The organism is Thermocrinis ruber (genome assembly GCF_000512735.1).
GTDB lineage: Bacteria > Aquificota > Aquificia > Aquificales > Aquificaceae > Thermocrinis > Thermocrinis ruber.
This window is the reverse complement of record NZ_CP007028.1, coordinates 404,248-425,270: the sequence shown is the minus strand read 5'-3', so window position 1 is coordinate 425,270 and position 21,023 is coordinate 404,248. Positions and strand designations below refer to the sequence as shown.

Genomic DNA, 21,023 nt, shown 5'->3' with positions numbered 1-21,023 from the left:
TTAATTTAACTCACAGGTTGAAAATGTAATCTGCCTTTTCATGAGCATCCTTTAACATTCGAAATAGGTCAAATCTGTAAATACCCGTGAGTTCCTCTATTTTGAGAAGGAGGGGAGCGTTGAATACATCTTCAGACTTCAGTATTTCCGAATACATTTCCTCTAGCTGGGAAGCTATGTCAAGTATTTGTTTGAGTCTTTCGTTTTCGCCGGTGTAGGCATCTATTATCAGCTTGTCCATGTGGAGATCCCTCAAAAAGCTTATTTTATCCACACCTAAAATCTCATCTATAAGTGAAAAAAGCCCAGCTAAATAAGCAGCATCCTCAAAATCTGGTGCTATACGTTCTGCAATGGACTTTGCCAAAAGAGCCCTAACAAGGGACCTTTTCCACAATTTGGGATTTTCAACGCTAATGTAATCGTTCATTGCCAAAAGGAAAATGAAGTTTCTAAGATTCTTCAAACCGAGCATTGAACAAGCCTGTTCTACGCTTTTAATCTCCTGTATGGGAGAAAAATAGGCAGAATTTACAAACCTCAGGAGTTTTGCAGTTAATCCCACATCGTAGGAGATAAACTCCGCTATCTCTTTTGTACTCTGGGCACTGTACACCATAGATATGAGCCTGAGAAGGGTAGTCTTAAGATAAGGGGCTATTTCAAACTCCTTTAGAATGTATGGTGATTCCAAATAGTTACCTTCAAAAAGGTCGCCTACTTTAAGGGCTTCTTCATACTGTTCTTTGGTTTCTATCTTAGTAACTATGATCTTCTTACCCTTGGCTTTTAACTGTTCAATTCTTCTGTCATTCAGGCGGGGAAAATCCACCGATACAAAAAAGGATTCTTCTACAAATTGTTGATAGCGTTCGTCCTCAAGAAGTTCATAATAGGATGCAAACAGGGCTCCTGCTTCTTCGAACCTACTCATACTTTTAAGGGTTTGTGCTATGGTTACCCCTCCCACTTGAATCTGCGGTTTTAAAAGCTCAAAAATCAACTTCTCCATAGGAAGGTTCTCAAAAGCCTTGTTAAGAAGTGCATCAACAGATACATTTAGCATTACCCTTTTCCCCTCGCCAACCCTATCAATCCCGTGTTCTGCGAGTATTTCCACTATTATGTACGCACTCCTATTGTATGGAACTTCCTTAGGATACTCTAACGTATTACCTTTCTTACGAAGATACACCTCGTATGCAACTATCCTACCTTCTTTGTCAAAAATGGGCTGTTTTGCTATCAAGAAGCTCATTGAGAGTCCCCCTTAGCTCTGGGTACAGCGGAAATTGCTCGCAAAGTTCAATAACCTGCTCTTTTACCTTTTCTATGGTACGGTCGTCCTCTATGTTTCTAATAACCTGAGAAATAAGCCTGGCTATGAGCCTCATTTCATCCTCTTTCATGCCTCTTGTGGTAAGGGCTGGTGTGCCAAGCCTTATACCGCTGGTCTTTGTGGGTGGCAGAGGGTCAAAGGGTACCGCGTTTTTATTTACGGTGATGTTAGCCCTTCCGAGGGCGTCCTCCACCTGTTTACCCGTTAGCCCTGTGTTTCTCAGGTCCAAAAGTACTATGTGGCTATCTGTTCCGCCAGAGACCACCTTAAAGCCCTCTTTCTGCAGTTCTTCCGCTAAAGCCCTTGCGTTCTGTACTACTTGCCTTGCGTATGCTTTGAACTCTTCTGACATAGCTTCTTTGAAAGCTACCGCCTTTGCGGCGATCACGTGCATCAACGGTCCTCCCTGTGTGCCCGGGAAAACAGCCTTATCAATATCTTTTGCAAACTCTGCCTTGCAGAGGATAAAACCACCTCTGGGACCTCTGAGTGTTTTGTGTGTAGTGGATGTAACAAAGTGGGCATAGGGCACAGGGTTAGGATAAACACCTCCCGCTATCAAGCCTGAGTAGTGGGCCATATCCACCATCAGGTAGGCTCCCACTTCGTCCGCTATCTCCCTCAGCTTTGCCCAATCTATGACCCTCGGATAGGCAGAAGCCCCACCCACAATCATCTTGGGCTTGTGCTCTCTTGCAAGCCTGTATATCTGATCGTAGTCTATAAGCTCCGTCTCTGGATTTAGCCCATAATAGATAGCTCTGTAAATCTTCCCCGAAAAGTTGACCTTTGCACCATGGGTTAGGTGCCCACCGTGGGCCAAGTCCATGCCAAGGATTGTGTCCCCCGGTTGAAGTACCGCCATATAAACCGCCATGTTTGCTTGACTGCCCGAATGAGGTTGTACGTTGGCATGCTCCGCACCGTACAGGGCTTTTACCCTCTCTATGGCTAACTTTTCCGCCACATCAACCCACTCACAACCGCCATAGTATCTTTTGCCGGGCAACCCTTCTGCATATTTGTTGGTAAGCACAGAACCTTGCGCGGACATCACTGCAAGGGAGGTAAAGTTCTCAGAGGCTATCATCTCAAGGTGGTAGAACTGCCTCTCATACTCTTTGATTACCACTTGGTAAATCTCTGGGTCTGTCTTCTTAAGATGTTCCATGGGCTACCTCCTTAATTTTACCCACATACCGCTCCCACTCCTCCGGGAACTTCTGCATGGTCTGTCTTATGAGCCTGCCTGCCACCGCACCCAAACCGCATATGGATGTAGGCTGTATATATTTATTAACAAACTGAAAGCCCTCCCAATCCTCAGGCGTAGCATTGCCCTCTATGAGTTTTTTTAGCAGATACGCCTGTTCGTGGGTACCTACCCGGCATGGAGTGCATTGCCCACAACTTTCATGGGCATAAAATTCTGCTATGTCCAAGCATGCCTTAACTATATCATCATCTTCTGTTAACACTATGACCGTTCCTGTCCCTCCAAAGCCAAAGGGAGAGTAGTCCATGGGTGTGTCCAGCTCCTCCGCAGAAAAGCAGTCTAGGGCACCGGAAAAAACTGCCTTTACCTTTTTGTTCCCTAAGGTTCCACCAGCGTACTTGTATATAACCTCCCTTAGGGTGGTATTCATGGGAAGCTCATAAACCCCGGGCTTTTTTACCTTGCCACTGACCGGAAAGAGCTTGGGTCCCGGATAGTCGCTAGGTCCGATGTACCTGTATTCTTCCCAACCCGTGCCCACGATAAGGGGAATGTTACAGAGGGTTTCCACGTTGTTAACCACTGTGGGTCTTCCAAAGAGACCATACTGCACTGGATAGGGAGGTTTTATTCTTGGAAATCCCCTTTTGCCCTCCAAGGATTCTATTAGGGCGCTTTCCTCTCCGCATATGTATGCACCCGCTCCTCTGGCCACATAGATCTCCAGGTCAAAGCCAGAGCCAAGGATATTTTTTCCCAAAAAGCCCTTAGCCTTTGCTTCCTCTATTGCATCCCGCAGTATGTAGTATCCTGCCGCATACTCGCCCCTTATGTATATGAAGGCTTGGTTTGCCCCTATGGCATAGGCAGATATGATAATACCCTCTATGAGAAGGTGTGGGTCCCTCTCTATGAGTATTCGGTCCTTGAAGGTGCCGGGTTCCGACTCGTCTGCGTTGCAAATCAAATAACGAGGTGCTGGATTTTGGACTGCAAACCTCCACTTTTTGCCGGTGGGAAAGCCTGCCCCACCTCTGCCTCTGAGCTGGCTTTTATCTACCCACTCAATGATCTCCTCCGGGCTCATGTTGAGGGCTTTTTCCAAAGCCTGATAGCCACCATCCTTAAGGTAGTCTTCTATGGTATGAACCTTGGGCTTTTTTGCCCTCCTTAGCAAAAGGTTCAAAGTGGTCTCTGCGTAAATGTTAAGTATATTTGGATAGGATCTCATAGAGCTTCTCCTCGCTTTCAAACTTATAGGTGTCATTATCTACCATAAAAACTGGTGCCTCTGAGCACGCGCCAAGGCATTGCACCGCTATGAGCTTAAACCGCCCGTCTTTTGTAACTTCCCCCACCCCAATGCCAAGATGTTTTCTTATGGCGTCCAAAAGTCTCTGTTTGTTCATCAGATTACACACAATGCTTACGCACACCCTTATACGGTGTCTGGCAGGCTCTCCTCTATCAAACATATCATAGAAGGAGACCACATTCTCCACATGATTGAGGGGCAGACCCAATATCTGGGCAACCCTCTCTAAAGCAAAAGGAGGGATGTTGCCGTAGTAGTCCTGCACTTCATGCAAGCACAGAAGTATTGCTTGTTCCCTTCTGGGGAAATAGTTGGCATGTTCTAAAAGTTTCTGTTCAAGCTCTGGTGGTAGCATTTAAGGTTAAATTATAATCCAGTTTGGCGATGGAAGAGGGACAAAAAATACGTCTTTTGAGTAGGTTGGCAGGCTTTGAAAGGGATGGAGATGTCAATTTGGAGGATTGTATATACATGGCTTCCACTCCAAAAGGTAGGGTCCCCATACTTAAGGTTATGCAAACTACCATGTGCGATAAAAACTGTCTCTACTGCGCCTTCAGAAGGGACAGAGATGAAACCCCTCGGCTTTATATATCTCCAGACCAACTGGCGAGGAGCTTTATGGAGCTTTACAGAAGGGGTAGGGTAAAGGGGCTCTTTTTGTCCTCTGGGATCTTTGGGCATCCAGAATTTACCATGGAAAAGATGATAGACACGGTAAAAATACTGCGAGAGAAGTATCATTTCAATGGATACGTTCATTTAAAAATAATGCCCGGAGTTTCTCTGCAAACGGTGGAGGAGGCTGTAAAGGTAGCAGACAGGGTCTCCATAAACATAGAGACCTCCAAGGAGGAAAGGCTCAAAAGGATCGCCAAAGGAAAGAGCATACTGCAAGATATTCTTCCCAAAATAGAAGCGGTAGATAAGCTCATTAGGGAATACAAAGGAAAAAGCCAGATAACCCAAATGATGGTAGGTGTAGATGGAGAGAAGGACGAAGAGATCCTCAAAGTGGTGAATTTCTTGCATAAAAAATACAGGCTTAGCAGGATCTACTTTAGCGCTTTCTTTCCAATAAAGGGAACGCCCCTTGAGAACAAACAACCGGAGAATCCTCTAAGGGAGTACAGGCTCTATCAGGCAGAATTTTTAATCAGAGACTACGGTTTTAACTTAGAGGATTTTAGCAAGGTGCTTGTGGATGGAAATCTTCCCTTAAACATGGATCCGAAAGAGGCGTGGACCCTTGCCAACAGGGAACTATTCCCTGTGGAGATAAACAAGGCAGATTATCATCTTCTTCTGCGAGTACCGGGCATAGGCAAGAGGTCTGCCGAGGAAATAATCTCAAGGCGCAAAGTGAAAAGGCTCTCTTCCTTAGAGGACCTAAAGGGTATAAGAAACCTAAAGAAAATACTCAAATACGTAACGATAGATGGACGCTATTACGGAAAGGGGCTATAAAAGCATCTGATAAAATTTTCCTGTGGTTGAAGGAAATTATCTCCTGGTGCGAGTTTTTATGAGGGAGGATGATGAACTTGATGGAGAAAGGCTATATTCCAAGCTTTTAAAGTTTTTAAAAAGCAAGGGTGTGGGCGGTGCAACGGTTTTGAAGGCTATAATGGGTTATGGAACCACGGGCGAGTATCACTACGAGGGCATTGAGGTGCTATCTTACGACCTTCCTGTGGTGGTGGAGTTTGTGGAAAAGGAGGAGAAGGTAAATAGCCTTTTGGAAGAGCTTACAAAATACGTAAAAAAAGGGCTTATAACCATTGAGAGAACAAAAGTATGGGTGTCTTCTTAGCTATAGCTATAGGTGGGGCTATTGGTTCCCTCTTGAGGTTTTATCTTTCAAAGTTTTTGCAAAATAAGTTCGGCATAGAATTTCCTGTGGGAACATTGATAGTCAATTTAACGGGTGCCTTTTTTATTGGCCTTTTCTTCTCCTACTTGGTGGAAAAGTTGGATGTATCCGTAGAACTTAGGGCTTTTTTGATAACAGGACTGTTGGGTGGTTTTACCACCTTTTCCACCTTTTCATACGAGAGCTTTAACCTGATATTAAACGGCGAATATTTAAAGTTTCTTGCCTACTTTATGGGCACAAATCTTGTGGGTTTGCTTTTGACCTTTTTGGGTTACAATGTGGGTAGATGGCTATGAAGTGCGAAGAGGCGGTTTTGGTGCGGATATATTTTGGAGAGGATGATAAGTACGAAGGGAAGCCTCTTTACAAGCATCTGGTGGAATTTTGCAAGAATAGGGGCATAGCGGGTGCCACCGTCTTCAGGGGCATATTGGGTTATGGCAAGTCTTCCGTGCTACATAAGGCAAGTCCCTTCAAACTTTCCTCGGACCTCCCCATAGTGGTGGAGATCGTAGACTGCCAGGAGAAAATTGACCAAGTGCTCCCTGAGATAGCCCAGATGGTTAAAGATGGGCTTATAACCATGGAAAAGGTTAAGGTGATTAGGGCATGACTCTGCTTAGGCTTGGCACCAGAAAGAGCAAATTAGCCCTTTGGCAGGCAAACTTTGTTAAAGAAAAGTTAGAGGCTTTGGGTTGCAAGGTGGAGATTGTGCCCATTACAACCACTGGGGACAAAATCTTGGACGCACCTTTGGCAAAGATCGGCGGAAAGGGACTCTTTGTAAAGGAAATAGAGAATGCCCTCCTTGCGGGTGAAATAGACCTGGCGGTACATTCCCTAAAGGATGTGCCCATAACAATACCCGAGGGATTAACTCTCTCTGCCATAACGGAAAGGGAGGAGCCGTACGATGTTCTAATATCAAGGAATGGCAAAAAGTTGGAGGAGCTGCCCTCTGGTGCAGTGGTAGGCACGTCATCCTTACGCAGGCAGGTGCAAATAAAGAGGAGAAGAAGGGACCTAAAGGTGGAAATTCTCAGGGGAAATGTGGATACACGCCTGAGAAAACTAAAGGAAGGACTGTATGATGCCATAGTTTTAGCCTACGCGGGAGTAAAGAGGATGGGACTTTCTGGTGAAATTAGCCAGGTTTTGGAGGATTTTATCCCTGCGGTGGGACAGGGTAGTCTGGCAATAGAAACCAGGGCTGACGATGAGAAGGTTATTAACTTTGTGAAAGTGCTAAATCACCAGGAAAGCTGGCTCAGGGCTGTGTGTGAGAGGGCTTTTTTGAGGGAATTGCAAGGAGGCTGTCAGGTGCCCATAGGAGCTTACGCTTGGATAGAGAGTGATCGTATAAAAATAAAGGGTTTCATCTCGGACCTAGAGGGCGAGAGATTTTTGGAAGGTTATGAAGAGGGTGGCTTGCAAGAAGCGGAGGAAGTGGGCAAAAGGCTAGCCCAGAGGTTATTAAGGGAAGGAGGAGAGGAAATACTAAAAGAAATCTATGGTTTATAATCTTTTCCATGAAAGAGTTCTGGTATTGGGCAGAAGAGTACGATAAAAAGCTAATTACTAGCGCCATTGAGGCGGGGGCAAAGGTAATCATTCTAAACGACCCAGATAAGGAAGAGGAGGTCAAAAGGTTAGGAAGGATTGAGGTTTTTAAGGAAGGGAGGGACTTTGAGTATGTGCTAATAAAGGGCAAAGAAGATGAAGAGAGGGCGGGAAAGTATCCACCCAATGTGAAGGTAGTGGTAGAAACCACCGACTGGACTATAATCCCTTTGGAAAACCTCATAGCCCAGAGGGAAGAGCTTTACGCAGTGGTAAAAAACGAAGAGGAAGCAAAAACTGCCATAAAGATCTTAGAAAAGGGCGTAAAGGGAGTGGTCCTGAAAAGCAAAGACATAAACGTTATAAAAAAGGTGGGAAAGGTTTTGGAAGAGGAGGAAGAAAACCTTCCCCTTGTTGTGGTAAAGATCACGAGGATTTTGCCCTTGGGCTTGGGAGACAGGGTCTGTGTGGATACCACATCCCTCTTAAACAGGGGAGAGGGCATGCTGGTGGGCAACTCTTCCGGGGGCATGTTCTTGGTGCATGCAGAGACGGAGGAGAACCCTTATGTAGCGTCAAGACCTTTTAGGGTTAATGCGGGTGCGGTGCATATGTACATAAGACTTCCCAACAATAGAACTAAGTATCTTTGCGAGTTAAAGGCAGGAGATGAGGTAATGGTCTATGACTACAAAGGAAGGGGAAGGGTTGTCTATGTGGGAAGGGCTAAGGTAGAAAGAAGACCCATGCTTTTGGTGGAGGGAAAGGCAGACAATAAAAAAATTAGTGCGGTGTTGCAGAACGCAGAAACCATAAGGCTAACAAGACCAGACGGCACGCCCATATCGGTGGCAGAGCTGAAGGAAGGGGATGAAGTGCTCGGATACATAGAATCCGAGGGCAGACACTTTGGCATGAAGGTGGAAGAGACCATTATAGAAAAGTGAGCTTAGTATCCATAATCATACCTGTCTATAACGGAGAGGAATATGTCCACCGAGCTATTGAATGTGCCCTATCTCAAACCTATCCACACAAAGAGGTAATCGTAATAGATGACGCCAGCACAGACAGAACGCAGGAGGTTGTTAAAAAATATCCCGTGATCTATCACAGGAACGAAAGGAACATGGAGAGGGCATACTCCCGCAACAAGGGAGTGGAACTTTCTAAGGGAGAGTTCATATTCTTTTTAGACCACGATGACCTTTGGAGGGAGGATTACATTGAGTCTGTGTTAAAGCATTTAGAGGACAGCCAGATAGTTTATAGCTTTCCGAGAAGTTTTATAAACTCCGAAGGGAACCTTTTGAGGGTTTCAAGGAAAAAACTTCCGGAGGACCCACTTGAGCTTGTTTTTTCTGGGATGGTGGGTTATCCGTCAGCCACAGCCTTCAAAAGGTCTGCCTTTTTGGGCTACAAGGACGAATACGTGATGAGGGAAGATTGGGAGATATTTCTTAGGTCCTGTTTGGAAGGGCTGATTTTAAAAATCCTTGACGAGGATAATGTTTTTATAAGGGAGCATCCCAAAAGGACCAGCAGAGGCAAGAAATTTTGGATAGCTACCTATAAGGTTTATGAGGACTACAAAGACAAAGTGCCCGAGGAATACCTTCCTTACTTTCTCTTTCATGTGGGAGAAACCGCCATGAGGTTTGGAGAGCTAAGATTTGGCTGGGAACTTTGCACAGGTGCGATTTTTAAAAAGCCAACCCTTTTGGCGAACCCACGGAGGCTTTGGAGCCTGCTAAAAAGGGGCTTTAGGTTTTGGAGGGGATAAATTTAAACTGAGGAGGTTTAGCCATGAAGTTGAGGCTTACGCCCTTTGATGCGCTGATAGTTGTGGATGTGCAAAGGGATTTTATGCCCGGCGGTGCCCTGCCAGTGCCTGAGGGAGATAAAGTTGTGGCACCTCTCAACCAATACATTGAAAGGTTTTCTAAAGCAAACTTGCCCGTTTTTTTCACAAGGGACTGGCACCCAAAGGACCATATATCCTTTAAGGGATACGGTGGTATATGGCCACCACATTGCGTGCAGGACACAGAAGGCGCCCAGTTCCATCCTGACCTAAAAATACCTACAGACAACAAGTTCATCATCTCAAAGGGTACCAGCAGGGACTTTGATGCCTACTCGGGCTTTCAGGGAACAATTCTAAACGATCTTTTAAGAGAGAGGGGGATAAAAAGGATCTTTGTGGGTGGAGTAGCCACAGACTATTGCGTGAAAAACACAGTCCTTGGTGGCATAAATTTGGGCTATTTTGTTTTCTTGCTTATGGACGCTATAAAGGGTGTGGATGTGAAACCCGGCGATTCCGACCAAGCTATAGAGGATATGCTAAGGGCTGGTGCAGTGGCTATAACACTGGAGGATATTAGTTAAAGCTTAAGGTTTTATCTCAACCCTTCCCTCTTGATCGTAAATGTATAGCTTACCCTCTTCTTCGTACTTTGTTCTTTTGTGAGAGCCATCGCAGAAGGGTTTTTTCTTAGAAAGCCCGCACATGCAAAGGTAATAGGTCTTTTCTCCTGCCTCTAACTTATAGGGTTCCTTTTCCGTAAAAACCACCAATCTCATTTTTTACCTCCCAAACTAAATTTAGGAAAAGGTGTAGCTTTTTACAAGCTTGTGCACTTCTGTGTAGTTTATGTCCCCCGCCAGAACGTAAAACTTATCTCCATATCTGAACTTAGAAGACAGGGTGATACAAAAATCGTCTGTTGCCTGAGAGAGATATATTTCGGAGATGTATATGTCTCCTTCCTTGGCCATTTTGAAGTAGGGCTTTTCGCTTCTGTCTGCACCCTTCCTACCGGTCTTTACCGGATACTTTATCCTTGGGTTTATTACATTGTTGGAGATTTGAATGCCTCTTTCGCCGATTATGTAAAAGATCTCAAAGTAGGGATAATCCTTAAAGGCATCCTGCAGTACGTACTCCCACATCTCCTTGTCTGAATGCTTTAACCTCCAAAGAATCCGCTTAAAGTCCTCTTTGATTTTCTCTATCACCCGCTTTATATACTCCCTTCCTTTGTATTCACAGACTACCACATGGGGCTGAACGCCGTGGTATATGAAAAAGGAAACATCGGGCGTGGAGTTTAGTCTTTCCTTTAGCTGGGAGTTTAGGCTGAAGAATTCTTCGTAGTTCTTCACATCCTTCAATGGGACACAAAAACCGCATACATGCACCGGTTTGGACTCTCCGTATAGCAAGGAAAACTCCCGATGAAACTCCTCCATAAGAAGTTTTATCTTTTCTTCCTCCACTTTTTTGCGAGACAGCACATAAACCTCTCCGTCTTCCAAGGAAAGGAAGGCATTTCCTTCTATATGGTCCTTTACATTCTCCAACAGGAGCTTGTAAAGGCTTTCTAAACGAGCGATGCCCATTTCCTCTCTGAACCTCTTTGTTTCCTTTAGGTAAAAGTTGTAAAAGTATGCATCAGTACCAAAGAATTCCCTTAGCTTTTGGAAGAGGGGCGAAGTGCCCTCCCTGACACTGCTAAAATAGTGCAAAAGCACATGGTAAAAGAGTAGGCCTGCGTAAGTACCATCCTTATTTACTACTATGAGGGGCTTTTTGTTGAAGGTGAAAAAGTCAAAGAGCCCTTCCAGCCTGTCCAAAGAGGATTTAAAGGTTTTTACCTTCGGCAAGGAGGAGGTTATGTCTCCTACCTTTAGGTCTGACCTGTGCTGTGCCATCAAAAGGTCTTTCTTTGAGACAACGCCCAAGGGTTTTCTATCCTTTACCACCACCAACAGGTCGTATATACCGTATTCTGCGAATATTTTTAGTGCCTCCATTATGGAAAGGTCGTAGTTGAGGGTTGGCACCTTGGTGGCTATTTCCCGAAGTTCAACTTCCCTCATCAGAGCCTGAGTCCTTTGATCCTTTCCGCTGCCTCTAATAGCTTTTGGGTGGGAACTGTCAGAGAAATCCTAAAGTAGCCCTCTCCGTGTTCTCCAAAACCATTTCCTGGTGTGCAAACGATAGCACATTCTTCCAGGAGCTTTTCCACAAACTGGGCGGAGCTAAACCCCTTTGGCACCTTCACCCAAAGGTAAAAGGTGGCGTTGGAAGGATAAACCTCCAAGCCCGCCTCTTTTAGCGCCTTGGTCATCACCTCCCTTCTCTCCTTGTATATATCCCTCAGCCTTTGAATTTCCTCCTCGGGGAGGTTTAAGGCGGTAATGCCCGCTTCTTGGATAGCTTGGAATTGCCCCGAGTCCACGTTGGTCTTTACCTTTCCAAGCCCTGCTATGAGCTTTTCGTTTCCCACCGCCATACCCAAACGCCAGCCAGTCATGTTGAAGGTCTTTGAAAGGGAGTGAAACTCTATGGCAACATCCTTTGCACCCTCTATCTCCAATATGGACGGAGGCTTTTCACCATCAAAGTAAATCTCTGAGTAGGCAAGGTCAGACGCCACTATTATGTTGTGCTCTCTTGCCCAGTCTATGAGCTCTTTGTAGAATTCCCTTGTGGCAGTGGCAGAGGTTGGGTTGTTGGGATAATTGACCCATATGATCTTAGCCTTCTTTAACACATCGGAGGGAACGCTTTTGAAGTCCGGAAGGAAGTTGTTCTCTTCTTTCAACGGCAGAATATAAGGAACTCCTCCAGCAAAGAGGGTGCCGATCTTATATACTGGATAGGCAGGGTCTGGGCAGAGCACCACATCCCCTGGATTTACAAAGGCTAAGGGAAAGTGGGCAATTCCTTCCTTTGAACCGATAAGTGTAATTACCTCCTTCTCAGGGTCCAGTTCAACGCCAAACCTTCTTTTATACCAATCTGCCACCGCTTGGCGGAAGGAAAGCATGCCCTCGTAAGAGGGGTATCTATGGTGTTCGGGCTTTTCCACCGCCCTCTTCATGGCATCTACTATCGGCTTGGGTGTGGGTATGTCTGGGTCTCCCACTCCTAGGTCAATAACATCTGCCCCTTGGGCGATCTTTTCCCTCTTTTTCTTGTCAATTTGGGCAAAGAGGTAAGGGGGAAGCTGGGAAATCCTCTGGGAAAACTCAAACATTTCTACACCTCCGAGGAAGTTTTTCTTAGATTTTTGCGTCTTAGTAATTTTTGATACTCTTCAAGGGCTAACCTTTCCTGTTCTACAAAAAGGTCCTCCCTGATTATAAGGTTTTCCCAATCTACTTTTTGGGCATCAAACCATGGACCATCCGAGCAGGCAAGCTTAATAGAACCATCCACCAGTACCCTACACACCAAACAGAGCCCCACCGCATCCAACATATGGGTATTTACCATGGCTATGTGTGGCGTTTCTGGGTTTAACTTTAACACATCCCTTGAGAGCCTGTTGCCACCAGCGGAGATTATAAGGTCCGCATCCACCCTTTTGGGTTCCCTTAGCACTTCAACCCGGTCAAAGAGGGCATCCAACCTTTCCCTGAGAGGCAAAAAGCCATCCTCGGAAAGAAAATAGAGTTCAAGGGAATTGCCCTCCGCCCTTAAAAACTTAGCCACGTTATAGAGGGGCGCTATGCCCCAACCTATACCAAAGCAGGCTACCTTGCCATAGTTTTTCACGGGAAAGGGTTTTCCCAAAGGACCTGCAATGTATGATATCTGCTGGGCTTCCTCTTTTAGCTCCAAGGTGCTCCTGCCTACCACCTTAACCAAAAAGCTAACCTCCTCCCCGTTTACCTCCAAGATGGAAAGAGGAATAAGCTCCGAAAGTTCAGTATGTTGTAAAAGGGCAAACTGACCAGCTTGGGCTCTTTGTAGGTGTTCCGCCCTTACACTTAGAATAAAGTAATCTTTGCTTAATGGCTCCTTCTTTAAGACTGGATACATTAGCCTTATTTTATTTTAATCCAAAAGTTTTAGTATCTCCTCCACCAAAAGCTCCCTGTTTTCTTTATTTACCTCAATGACTACTGCACCTTGAAGCCTTCTGATGTCCCTCACCAGAGGATGCACATCCCTTATGGGAATGGTGGCAATTACCTTGTATTTTGGGTTGAAAAGGATCTCTCTTACCAGCTCTCTAAAAGCCTTAGAAAACAACTCCATCTTTCCGATTTCGTCTATAACGATGTAAACGTCCTTTAATTCTTTTGCCTTTTCCAAGATAGGAAGGACTACCGACTCAAACCGAGCGGTATTCACTCCGTAGGACCCTACCAAATGCTTGGAGGTGAAAAACTTGCTAGCAAAAAGTTGGGCTTTGCCTTCTGTGCTGATTACCTTAAAGCCTGTTCTCTTTTTGGTTTTGGGGTCCCTTACCTCCTCCGTCCAAAAGCCTATTGCTCTATTTCCAAGTCTTTGGAGTAGCTTTTTTATGAGGGTAGTCTTTCCTATACCCGGCTCGCCGGTAAGTATTATTTTCATGGGGGCAGAGCCCCCAAGGAATTACTTAACAAAGTCTTTAAGAGTTTCGTAGGCTTTCATAGCCTTTTCAAACCTTTCATTGACAACATCCCAGTTTATGTTTTCCAAGAAGGCGTCTATGTATGGAGGTCTTTTGTTCTTGTAATCCACATAGTAGGCATGCTCGTAAGTGTCAAGTACTATGAGCGGAATGAGACCTGTGAAGTTGTACACATTGTGGGCATCCAAACCGTTTACCACAAGCCTTCCGGAGAATATGTCCAAGCCAAGCACTGCCCATCCTCTAAAGGCTATGCCCGTCGCCTTCAGTTCCTGCACACAGGCATCCCAAGAACCAAAGTCCTCTTCCACCTTCTTCTTAAAGGCTTCTGATGGCTGTCCCTTTGCCCCCAAATGGCCAAAGTATAGTTCGTGCAGGACCACACCCATGTAGTTAAAGCTTTCTTCCACCTTTAACTCTCTGTATTCGGAGTAGTTTTGGTTTGCCTTGGACCTGTCGGAAAAGTTCAAGTCCGCCAACTTTTCCTGAATTTCGTTGTATTTGGTTACATAGCCCTTGTAGTGGGCCTCAAAGTGAGGCTCTATCTGTTCGTTGGATATACCCTTTAGGTTGGAGGGCTTAAGGTGGTCTTTGGGTTGAAGTTTATGCACTGCCATGGTAATACCTCCTAATTGAGATTTTTTTCTATTTTAAACCCTTTTAAACTCTGCAGGCAACTCCCTTGGTGGCAGTCCGGTGTATTCTACTTCCGTTTCCTCGTCCAATCTCTTGGAGAAGGGCTTTTCGGTGGTGAGCTCTTCATACACATGGGCGACAAGCCCCGGCACCCTTCCTATTATGAAAAAGCCCTTTCCGAGCCTCCAGTCAAAGCCCATCTCAGAAGCTATCGCTGCTATAGCACCATCCACATTGAGCACCAACCTTTTACCCTTTTGCCTACTGATCTCTTCTTCCACATCCTCTGCAAACTTGCAGTGAGGTCCATAAAAGCCAAGCTCCTTGGCTATGTCCATGAGCCTTTTGGTCCGTGGGTCAAAGTCCTTGTAGTATCTGTGTCCATAGCCGGGTATGGGCTTTTTGTTTTCTAAGTATTCTTTGACTATTTCTTCTACACTTCTGCCACTTTTTACACCCTCCTGGATGAACTTCATGGCATCCTCCAGAGCACCACCGTGGGCGGAGCCAAAGGCAAGCACACCCGCTGCAACACCAACATTTAGAGAGTTTCCACCGGATGCCACAGCCCTTGCAGCTATTGCGGAGGGTGGCGCAATGCCGTGGTCAATGACCGAAACCAGCATAGCTTCCATCATCTTGGATTCTTTCTCTGTGGGTAGTTCTCCCTTCAGGATCAGATAAATGGCTTGGGCAAAGCTTAGGTTGCCCACCAAGTCCAAGAGCCTGTAGCCCCTTATGTAGGTTTCATGACCCACATGCTGGGTAATAGCTGTTCTCCACTTCTTTTCCATCCTCTAACCTCCTATTAACTCCCTGTTTATTTTAACCTTTGCACCTTTTCTAAGGCTCTCTATGTAGTAGTTTATGGTGGCATCCTTTTTGAGGGAAAGAAGGTCTTTAATAAACTCTGTCCTTTGCTTTTGGTCTATTTCCTTCTTGCTCCTCTCCTGAACCACCAGCACCCCATAGCCCTTGAGCAGAGGATAAGGACCAAATACCTTTTCTTTGGAGAGCAAGATTTCAAAGAGGTCCTTCTCTCCGAGCTTCATTACAGAAAGAAGCTGAATGGCTGGCGCCTTAGAAAACTCAAAGAACTTATAGGAAACATCTTTGCCCTGCTTGAGATCCTCTTTAACCTTCTCCGCCAAAGACTTTACCTGTTCTTGGGCTTTTTTCTCTTTTAGTGTTCTTTCAATCTGGGCTTTTACCTCCTCCAGGCTTTTGTATCCGCCGGTCTCCTCCTTGAAGAGAAAAACTATGGCATAGCCCTCTCCTGTCTTTACCAAGCTTATGGGGTCAGTGGGGCTGAGCCTGTTTAGCTCTCCTTTAAGCTCTGCGGGAAATTCTCCCTCCTGCTGGGGCAGTTTGAACTCTTTGAAATTTGGAACTTCTTGCCTATTCCTAAGGGCTCTGTATATTTCTTCAGCTTTCTGTTTGTCTTTTTCTATCCAAAGACGGACTACTTTTGTTGGTTCCCTTTTAAAGTTTTCCCTGTTTTGGGTGTAAAAGTCCAAGATCTCCTTCTCACTAACGCTAACCGATACATCCTCCGGGTTTATTATGTAAAGCCTACCGCTTATTTCAAAGCTCTGGCTAAGCAGGTTGATTTCCTCCTCCTTTGGTGTCAGATAAACAGCGTTTCCTACAAGGTTCAGTAGCTTTTGTATGGTTAGTATTTTTCTTATGTATTCTTCATACTCCGTTGGCTCCAAGCCCAAACGGGCAAGGCTCTCTTTGTACTTGGAAGTGCTAAATATACCATTTTCCTGAAAGCTTGGGTCTGATTTTATAAGGTCTATGACCTCCTGGTTGCTGGCAAGAAAGCCAAGCTTTTTTGCCTTTGCATAAAGAAGTTCCTGAACTATCAAACTTTCAAGCACTTGCTCTCTTAACAATTGCTCCATATCTTTGTTCTGTACAAGGTCTCCGTACCTCAAAAGCTCCCTTCTGTAGTCCCTTAGTGTTATGCATGAGCCATCCACCTTTGCCACACAGTTTTGCCCTATGTTGGCAATATCTCCTATACCCCCAACCCAAAGTAGCCAGAGTAAAAAAGCTAAAGATACGAGACCTATAACACCCGCTACAAACTTTTTGTTTTTATAAACCAGGGAATACATGGACATCTAATTTTAACAAATGCCTAAAAGTTAGCAGACGGAAGAGTATTACAACGGGTTATTTTGAATGTTTAAATGGTTTCTCACCAGAAGTGTTAGTCAAGATATAATTATAGCATGCACCATTTGTCGGAAGAGCAAATTGCACAGATAAAGAACCTGCTTTTGGAAATGAGGCAGAAGATTCTGGGCTCTGCCCAAGAGCAGATAAAGGATCCATCCAACATAGCCTTCGAGGGAGGAGATGAGATAGACAGGGCAAACATAGAAACGGAAAGATACATAAACCTTCAGAGGCTAAAAACAAGGGAACTAAAGCTTGTGCGGAAGATAGACTATGCCCTTTATAAAATAGAGGTAGGGACTTACGGCATATGTGAGGGTTGTGGTGCGGAAATACCTTTCGAAAGGCTCATGGCAAGACCAGTAACTACCTTGTGTATAAACTGTAAGGAGTTGGAAGAGGAAGGCGAGCATGAGTAAGCTTATCTTTCCAAGGGTCCAAAAGCTTCCCAAGTATGTTTTTGCCATGGTCAATGAGCTAAAGATGAAGCTCAGAAGGGAAGGAGAGGACATTGTGGATTTGGGAATGGGAAATCCAGACCTTCCACCCGCACCTCACATAATAGAAAAGCTCTGCGAAGTGGCAAGGAGGGACAATGTGCATGGCTATTCTTCCTCAAGGGGTATACCAAGGCTCAGAAAGGCTATATGCGACTTTTACCAAAGAAACTACGGAGCTGAACTAAACCCAGAAACAGAGGCTATATTGACCATAGGGGCAAAGGAGGGCTACTCGCATCTTATCCTTGCTATGGTGGAGCCCGGCGATTCAGTAATGGTACCAAACCCTACCTATCCCATACACTATTACGCACCCATAATAGCGGGCGGAGATGCTATATCTATTCCTATAAACTTTGAGGAAAAGCAAAACTTTGAAGAATACTTTTTAAAGAGCATCCACGATACCCTTAAGGCTTCCTTCAAAAAGCCCAAAGCCCTGGTGCTGAGCTTCCCTCACAATCCAACCACCCTTTGCGTTAGCTTGGAATTTTTCAAAGAAATTATTAGGTGGGCAAAGAGGGAGGAAGTGTGGGTGATCCACGATTTTGCTTACGCGGACCTTGGCTTTGATGGATACAAACCGCCTAGCATTCTGCAGGTGGAAGGTGCAAAAGATATTGCGGTGGAAATTTACTCCATGTCTAAGGGCTTTTCTATGGCGGGCTGGCGTGTTGCCTTTGTTTTGGGCAACGAAATCCTCATAAATAACCTTGCCCATCTGAAAAGCTACTTAGATTACGGCGTTTTTACACCCATACAGGTTGCTTCCATAATAGCCTTAGAGAGCCCTTACGAGATAGTAGAGAAAAATCGGGACGTTTATCAGAGGAGAAGGGATGTGCTGGTGGAGGGACTGAACCGTATAGGTTGGCCGGTGGAAAAGCCCAAGGCATCCATGTTTGTTTGGGCAAAGATTCCTGAGTGGGTGGGTATGAGCTCTTTGGACTTTTCCCTCTTTTTGTTGAAGGAGGCAAAGGTGGCGGTCTCACCCGGCATAGGCTTTGGAGAGTATGGAGAGGGCTACGTTAGGTTTGCCTTGGTGGAAAACGAGCATCGGATAAGGCAAGCGGTCCGTGGTATAAAAAAAGCCCTTGAAAGGTTCAGACAGACCGTGCAATAAATAAGGCGTGGGTCTCTTTGGCACCCAGGGAAAGTAACATTTGGCAAAGGTGGGATATGGTCTGCCCTGTGGTTAGCACATCATCCACTACCAAGATTTTTTTATCCTCCAGGGCGTATAACCATTGCCTTCTCACCTGATGGCTCTGTACAGCCTTTAGCCTCTCTTGACTTTTGAGCTTTACCATGGGCGGGTCAAAACCTTTCCTTTCAAAAATTCTCTGATAGGGAACTTCTGCGCCCTTCAGAATTTCCTCCACCTGATTGAAGCCTCTTAGCCAAAACCTTCTAATGTTGAGCTCAGGAAAGGTTATGATGTCCGGCTGGATTTCGTTTATGTACTGCCAAAGATAATCCTTTACCACCTTGCCCAAGAACCTTGCGGTGTATGGGTTGTTCTCAAACTTTGCGTTGAGGATCAAACTCTTTATTGCACCCTCATACCTTCCAAAAACTCTGTAAGAGAAAACATAGGGAATGTGCGTATATTCCATGGGATGCTGGGGTTTGAGCTCCTTTAGACAGTCTTCGCACAAAAACTCTTCTCCCACTGTGGGTTTTTCACAATTTAGGCAATTTCCTTTAGCAAGTCCCAGAAGTCTTAAAAGTTTTCTCATTCAAAGTTTATCTTTTCTTGGATTACGTAAGGCTTTGCGTCCTTTGTCCTGTAGTATATCCGGATCAAAAGCTCCGCCAAAAGCCCAGTGGATATGAGCTGTATGCCCGCAAGGATAAAAAGGACGCTAAGGATCAAGAGGGGCCTCCTTCCTATGGGCTCCTCAAAAAAGAGCTTTAAAAAGATCAGGTAAAAGAGGCTGAAAAGACCCAACGCAAGGAGCAAAAAGCCCACACCACCAAACATATAAAGGGGCTTGTTGATGTACTCATTGAGGAACTTTACCAGCATTATGTCCAAAAGGACCCGAACAGTCCTTCCTATGCCGTATTTGGACTTTCCAAACATCCTCGGATGATGCCTTACCACCACCTCCGTGATCTTGGCACCTCTCCTTTTGGTAAGGGCGGGCAAAAACCTGTGCATGTCTCCAAAAAGTTCCAGATCCTTTACCACCTCTGCCCTGTATGCCTTTAGGGTGCATCCGTAATCGTGAAGATGCACGCCGGTAATTTTGGATATGAGCCAGTTGGCAACCATTGAAGGAAGCTTTCTTGATAAAAATGGGTCCTTTCGGTCCTTTCTCCACCCGCTTACCACATGATAGCCTTCCTTTAATTTTTCCAGTAGTATTGGGATGTCTTCGGGGTCGTTTTGTAGGTCTGCGTCCAAGGTGATGATCACATCTCCCTTTGCGTGTTCAAAGCCCGCAGACATGGCGGCGGTTTGTCCGTAGTTCCTTTTGAACCTTATTACTTTTAGCCGGCTATCCTTCTCCGCCAGCTGTTTTAGCCTTTGGTAGGTGCCATCGGTGGAGCCATCATCCACAAAGATGATCTCGTAATCCTCTCCTAAGCTATCCAGAACCTTTTTGAGCTTTTCGTAAAGGATTGGAATGTTTTCCTCTTCGTTATAGGCGGGGATAACCACCGAGAGCATGCTAATAGTTTATCAGATGTATGCTCCCTGCCCTTCCACTATTACCCTTATTAGCCTTCCCTTCTCTTCTATGTCCTTTACCCTATAATCATAAAAGTTTATCTTTGAGAGCTCCTCTAAGCTCAGCCTCTTTTCTGCGATGTATCTCAAAAGGTATGCCCTGTGGGGTTGAGGGTTGATAACTCTCTGCCCTTTTTTGTAAAAGAAAAACCTCACTATCTTATGGGCGGTTCCAAGGTCCAAGAGCCCTTCCTCCTGCCTTCCCACAAGGGGGACCACCACTTGGTCTTTGAAGAGCTCCTTTGAGATTTGTTTTAGGGATTCCTTCCACCAGTCTTTTAGCTTTGAACCTTGGCAACTGTCCTCCCAAGAGTGCTCTGCGTAGGGAATGGGCGTATCCACCTTTAACATACCAAAGAGGGGAGAAAGAACCACCGAGCTCTCCACTATAAACTCCTGCACTGGTGGAGGTAAAACCCAAAACTCCAAGCTTTCCCAAAACCTTCCCTTTAGCCTTCTCCAAAGGGGCAAAGGCTCATCCATGTTAATGCCAAGGCAGTTTATAACCTCTATCCTTTTGGTATTGAGCTCTTCGAAGGGGTAAACCTCTAAGCCAACAGGGTATTTTTCCCTAAGCTTTATCTTTGATTGTCTTTTGGACCAAGGAAGGATAAACCGCACAAAAGTTATTTTAACATCCTCTCTTGTCATTTTTAGCCTTTGATAAATCATCGTGGAGACTTAAAATAAAAAACGCTATGAAGGCATTTCTTATAAAACTCCTCACCCTTTTGGGTTTTGTGGAAGCTGGGAACCTAATTCAGGAGGGACAGCCTGCATACAACTTTAATCTCTTAAACGAAGAGGGCAAACCGGTTCAGCTTTCCCAATACAGAGGTAAATGGGTGGTGCTTTACTTTTACCCAAAGGCAGATACTCCCGGATGCACCACGCAGGGCAAAGAGTATTCAAGACTCTATGACAAGTTCCTTTCCAATAACGCAGTAGTGTTTGGCGTAAGCACCGACGACGTGCCCACTATAAAGAGGTTCAAAGAAAAATACAACTTTAGACATAGCTTACTTTCGGACCCAAAAGGCGAAGTAGCCAAAGCTTACGGAGTTAAGCTGTTTTTTGGCATGTGCTCAAGGGATACAGTTTTAATAAACCCGGAGGGAAAGGTGGAGAAAATCTATAGAGGCGTGGACCCAAAGGGAGACCCCAACCAAGTGCTCAGCTACATTACATCAAAGGCTAAAAACTATTGAACGCTGAGGCTACCTTCAAAAATTCCTTCCTTCTTT

General features: G+C 45.2%; 26 protein-coding genes. 11 read left to right on the top strand and 15 right to left on the bottom strand.

Translation table 11 applies throughout. The annotated features are described in order from the left end of the window. Window positions 1-10: 10 nt before the first annotated feature. The 4 genes from THERU_RS02305 to nuoE are packed head-to-tail and all read right to left on the bottom strand — an operon-like array spanning window position 11 to window position 4,225. On the bottom strand, window positions 11-1,258 hold the full coding sequence (locus THERU_RS02305) for an EAL and HDOD domain-containing protein (RefSeq protein WP_025305674.1): 1,248 nt from the start codon (window positions 1,256-1,258) through the stop codon (window positions 11-13). Then, on the bottom strand, window positions 1,224-2,510 hold the full coding sequence (gene glyA / locus THERU_RS02300; RefSeq protein WP_025305673.1) for a serine hydroxymethyltransferase: 1,287 nt from the start codon (window positions 2,508-2,510) through the stop codon (window positions 1,224-1,226). The genes THERU_RS02305 and glyA overlap by 35 nt, the downstream gene beginning before the upstream one ends. Beyond that, window positions 2,497-3,786 carry an NADH-quinone oxidoreductase subunit NuoF gene (nuoF, locus tag THERU_RS02295; protein ID WP_025305672.1) on the bottom strand — a complete coding sequence of 430 codons (1,290 nt, stop codon included), beginning with the start codon at window positions 3,784-3,786 and terminating at the stop codon, window positions 2,497-2,499. Before nuoF ends, glyA begins: the two co-directional genes overlap by 14 nt. Next, a complete protein-coding gene (nuoE, locus tag THERU_RS02290; RefSeq protein WP_025305671.1) occupies window positions 3,761-4,225 on the bottom strand; it encodes an NADH-quinone oxidoreductase subunit NuoE in 465 nt (154 codons plus the stop codon). Before nuoE ends, nuoF begins: the two co-directional genes overlap by 26 nt. 29 nt (window positions 4,226-4,254) lie before the next feature. On the opposite strand from nuoE, the gene THERU_RS02285 reads away from it, so the two are divergent. From THERU_RS02285 to THERU_RS02250, 8 genes are read left to right on the top strand one after another with little or no spacing between them, the layout of a single operon-like run. Then, window positions 4,255-5,337, top strand: coding sequence for a radical SAM protein (locus tag THERU_RS02285; RefSeq protein WP_025305670.1), 1,083 nt, complete (start codon window positions 4,255-4,257; stop codon window positions 5,335-5,337). A gap of 22 nt (window positions 5,338-5,359) precedes the next feature. Beyond that, window positions 5,360-5,683 carry a DUF190 domain-containing protein gene (locus THERU_RS02280; protein ID WP_025305669.1) on the top strand — a complete coding sequence of 108 codons (324 nt, stop codon included), beginning with the start codon at window positions 5,360-5,362 and terminating at the stop codon, window positions 5,681-5,683. Then, a complete protein-coding gene (gene crcB / locus THERU_RS02275) occupies window positions 5,668-6,042 on the top strand; it encodes a fluoride efflux transporter CrcB (RefSeq protein ID WP_025305668.1) in 375 nt (124 codons plus the stop codon). The genes THERU_RS02280 and crcB overlap by 16 nt, the downstream gene beginning before the upstream one ends. After that, the gene (locus THERU_RS02270; RefSeq protein WP_025305667.1) at window positions 6,039-6,359 is read left to right on the top strand and encodes a DUF190 domain-containing protein; all 321 of its coding nucleotides are present in this window, start codon (window positions 6,039-6,041) and stop codon (window positions 6,357-6,359) included. Before crcB ends, THERU_RS02270 begins: the two co-directional genes overlap by 4 nt. Then, window positions 6,356-7,267: a hydroxymethylbilane synthase gene (gene hemC, locus THERU_RS02265; RefSeq protein ID WP_025305666.1), complete on the top strand. Its 912-nt coding sequence runs from the start codon at window positions 6,356-6,358 to the stop codon at window positions 7,265-7,267. Before THERU_RS02270 ends, hemC begins: the two co-directional genes overlap by 4 nt. Window positions 7,268-7,275: 8 nt before the next feature. Next, window positions 7,276-8,253, top strand: a complete 978-nt coding sequence (locus tag THERU_RS02260; RefSeq protein ID WP_025305665.1) for a 3-dehydroquinate synthase II — start codon at window positions 7,276-7,278, stop codon at window positions 8,251-8,253. Beyond that, window positions 8,250-9,089, top strand: a complete 840-nt coding sequence (locus tag THERU_RS02255; protein WP_025305664.1) for a glycosyltransferase family 2 protein — start codon at window positions 8,250-8,252, stop codon at window positions 9,087-9,089. The genes THERU_RS02260 and THERU_RS02255 overlap by 4 nt, the downstream gene beginning before the upstream one ends. Window positions 9,090-9,112: 23 nt before the next feature. Next, window positions 9,113-9,697, top strand: coding sequence for a nicotinamidase (locus THERU_RS02250; RefSeq protein ID WP_025305663.1), 585 nt, complete (start codon window positions 9,113-9,115; stop codon window positions 9,695-9,697). A gap of 3 nt (window positions 9,698-9,700) precedes the next feature. On the opposite strand, the gene THERU_RS02245 is transcribed toward THERU_RS02250, so the two are convergent. From THERU_RS02245 to THERU_RS02210, 8 genes are read right to left on the bottom strand one after another with little or no spacing between them, the layout of a single operon-like run. After that, complete coding sequence (locus THERU_RS02245) at window positions 9,701-9,892, bottom strand: CDGSH iron-sulfur domain-containing protein (RefSeq protein ID WP_025305662.1); 192 nt, start codon at window positions 9,890-9,892, stop codon at window positions 9,701-9,703. A 21-nt stretch (window positions 9,893-9,913) separates the two neighbouring features. Next, a complete protein-coding gene (locus THERU_RS02240; protein ID WP_211230160.1) occupies window positions 9,914-11,191 on the bottom strand; it encodes a CBS domain-containing protein in 1,278 nt (425 codons plus the stop codon). Further along, window positions 11,191-12,354 carry an LL-diaminopimelate aminotransferase gene (locus tag THERU_RS02235; RefSeq protein ID WP_025305661.1) on the bottom strand — a complete coding sequence of 388 codons (1,164 nt, stop codon included), beginning with the start codon at window positions 12,352-12,354 and terminating at the stop codon, window positions 11,191-11,193. Before THERU_RS02235 ends, THERU_RS02240 begins: the two co-directional genes overlap by 1 nt. A gap of 2 nt (window positions 12,355-12,356) precedes the next feature. After that, entirely contained in the window at window positions 12,357-13,142 is a 786-nt protein-coding gene (locus tag THERU_RS02230; RefSeq protein WP_025305660.1) for an iron-sulfur cluster-binding protein, read from the bottom strand. Between the two features lie 15 nt (window positions 13,143-13,157). After that, entirely contained in the window at window positions 13,158-13,679 is a 522-nt protein-coding gene (locus tag THERU_RS02225; protein WP_025305659.1) for an NTPase, read from the bottom strand. 21 nt (window positions 13,680-13,700) lie between these two features. Further along, a complete protein-coding gene (locus THERU_RS02220; protein WP_025305658.1) occupies window positions 13,701-14,336 on the bottom strand; it encodes a superoxide dismutase in 636 nt (211 codons plus the stop codon). 33 nt (window positions 14,337-14,369) lie between these two features. Next, a complete protein-coding gene (locus THERU_RS02215) occupies window positions 14,370-15,149 on the bottom strand; it encodes a citryl-CoA lyase (protein ID WP_025305657.1) in 780 nt (259 codons plus the stop codon). Between the two features lie 3 nt (window positions 15,150-15,152). Then, on the bottom strand, window positions 15,153-16,484 hold the full coding sequence (locus THERU_RS02210) for a peptidylprolyl isomerase (protein WP_051402148.1): 1,332 nt from the start codon (window positions 16,482-16,484) through the stop codon (window positions 15,153-15,155). A gap of 111 nt (window positions 16,485-16,595) precedes the next feature. Here THERU_RS02210 and THERU_RS02205 point away from each other — a divergent pair, with 111 nt between their 5' ends. Beyond that, window positions 16,596-16,961 (top strand): TraR/DksA C4-type zinc finger protein, encoded by a 366-nt coding sequence (locus THERU_RS02205; protein ID WP_025305655.1) that lies wholly within the window; start codon window positions 16,596-16,598, stop codon window positions 16,959-16,961. Continuing rightward, a complete protein-coding gene (locus THERU_RS02200; protein ID WP_025305654.1) occupies window positions 16,954-18,165 on the top strand; it encodes an aminotransferase class I/II-fold pyridoxal phosphate-dependent enzyme in 1,212 nt (403 codons plus the stop codon). Before THERU_RS02205 ends, THERU_RS02200 begins: the two co-directional genes overlap by 8 nt. Here the strand turns inward: THERU_RS02200 and THERU_RS02195 are convergent. Genes THERU_RS02195 through yaaA form a run of 3 tightly spaced genes read right to left on the bottom strand, consistent with a single transcriptional unit; the run spans window position 18,146 to window position 20,451 of the window. Further along, window positions 18,146-18,781, bottom strand: coding sequence for a ComF family protein (locus tag THERU_RS02195; protein WP_025305653.1), 636 nt, complete (start codon window positions 18,779-18,781; stop codon window positions 18,146-18,148). The genes THERU_RS02200 and THERU_RS02195 overlap by 20 nt on opposite strands. Next, window positions 18,778-19,719, bottom strand: a complete 942-nt coding sequence (locus THERU_RS02190; RefSeq protein WP_025305652.1) for a glycosyltransferase family 2 protein — start codon at window positions 19,717-19,719, stop codon at window positions 18,778-18,780. The genes THERU_RS02195 and THERU_RS02190 overlap by 4 nt, the downstream gene beginning before the upstream one ends. Before the next feature lie 12 nt (window positions 19,720-19,731). Further along, window positions 19,732-20,451 carry a peroxide stress protein YaaA gene (yaaA, locus tag THERU_RS02185; RefSeq protein WP_245565842.1) on the bottom strand — a complete coding sequence of 240 codons (720 nt, stop codon included), beginning with the start codon at window positions 20,449-20,451 and terminating at the stop codon, window positions 19,732-19,734. Between the two features lie 26 nt (window positions 20,452-20,477). On the opposite strand from yaaA, the gene THERU_RS02180 reads away from it, so the two are divergent. After that, window positions 20,478-20,987 (top strand): peroxiredoxin, encoded by a 510-nt coding sequence (locus tag THERU_RS02180; RefSeq protein WP_025305650.1) that lies wholly within the window; start codon window positions 20,478-20,480, stop codon window positions 20,985-20,987. Window positions 20,988-21,023: the final 36 nt, after the last annotated feature.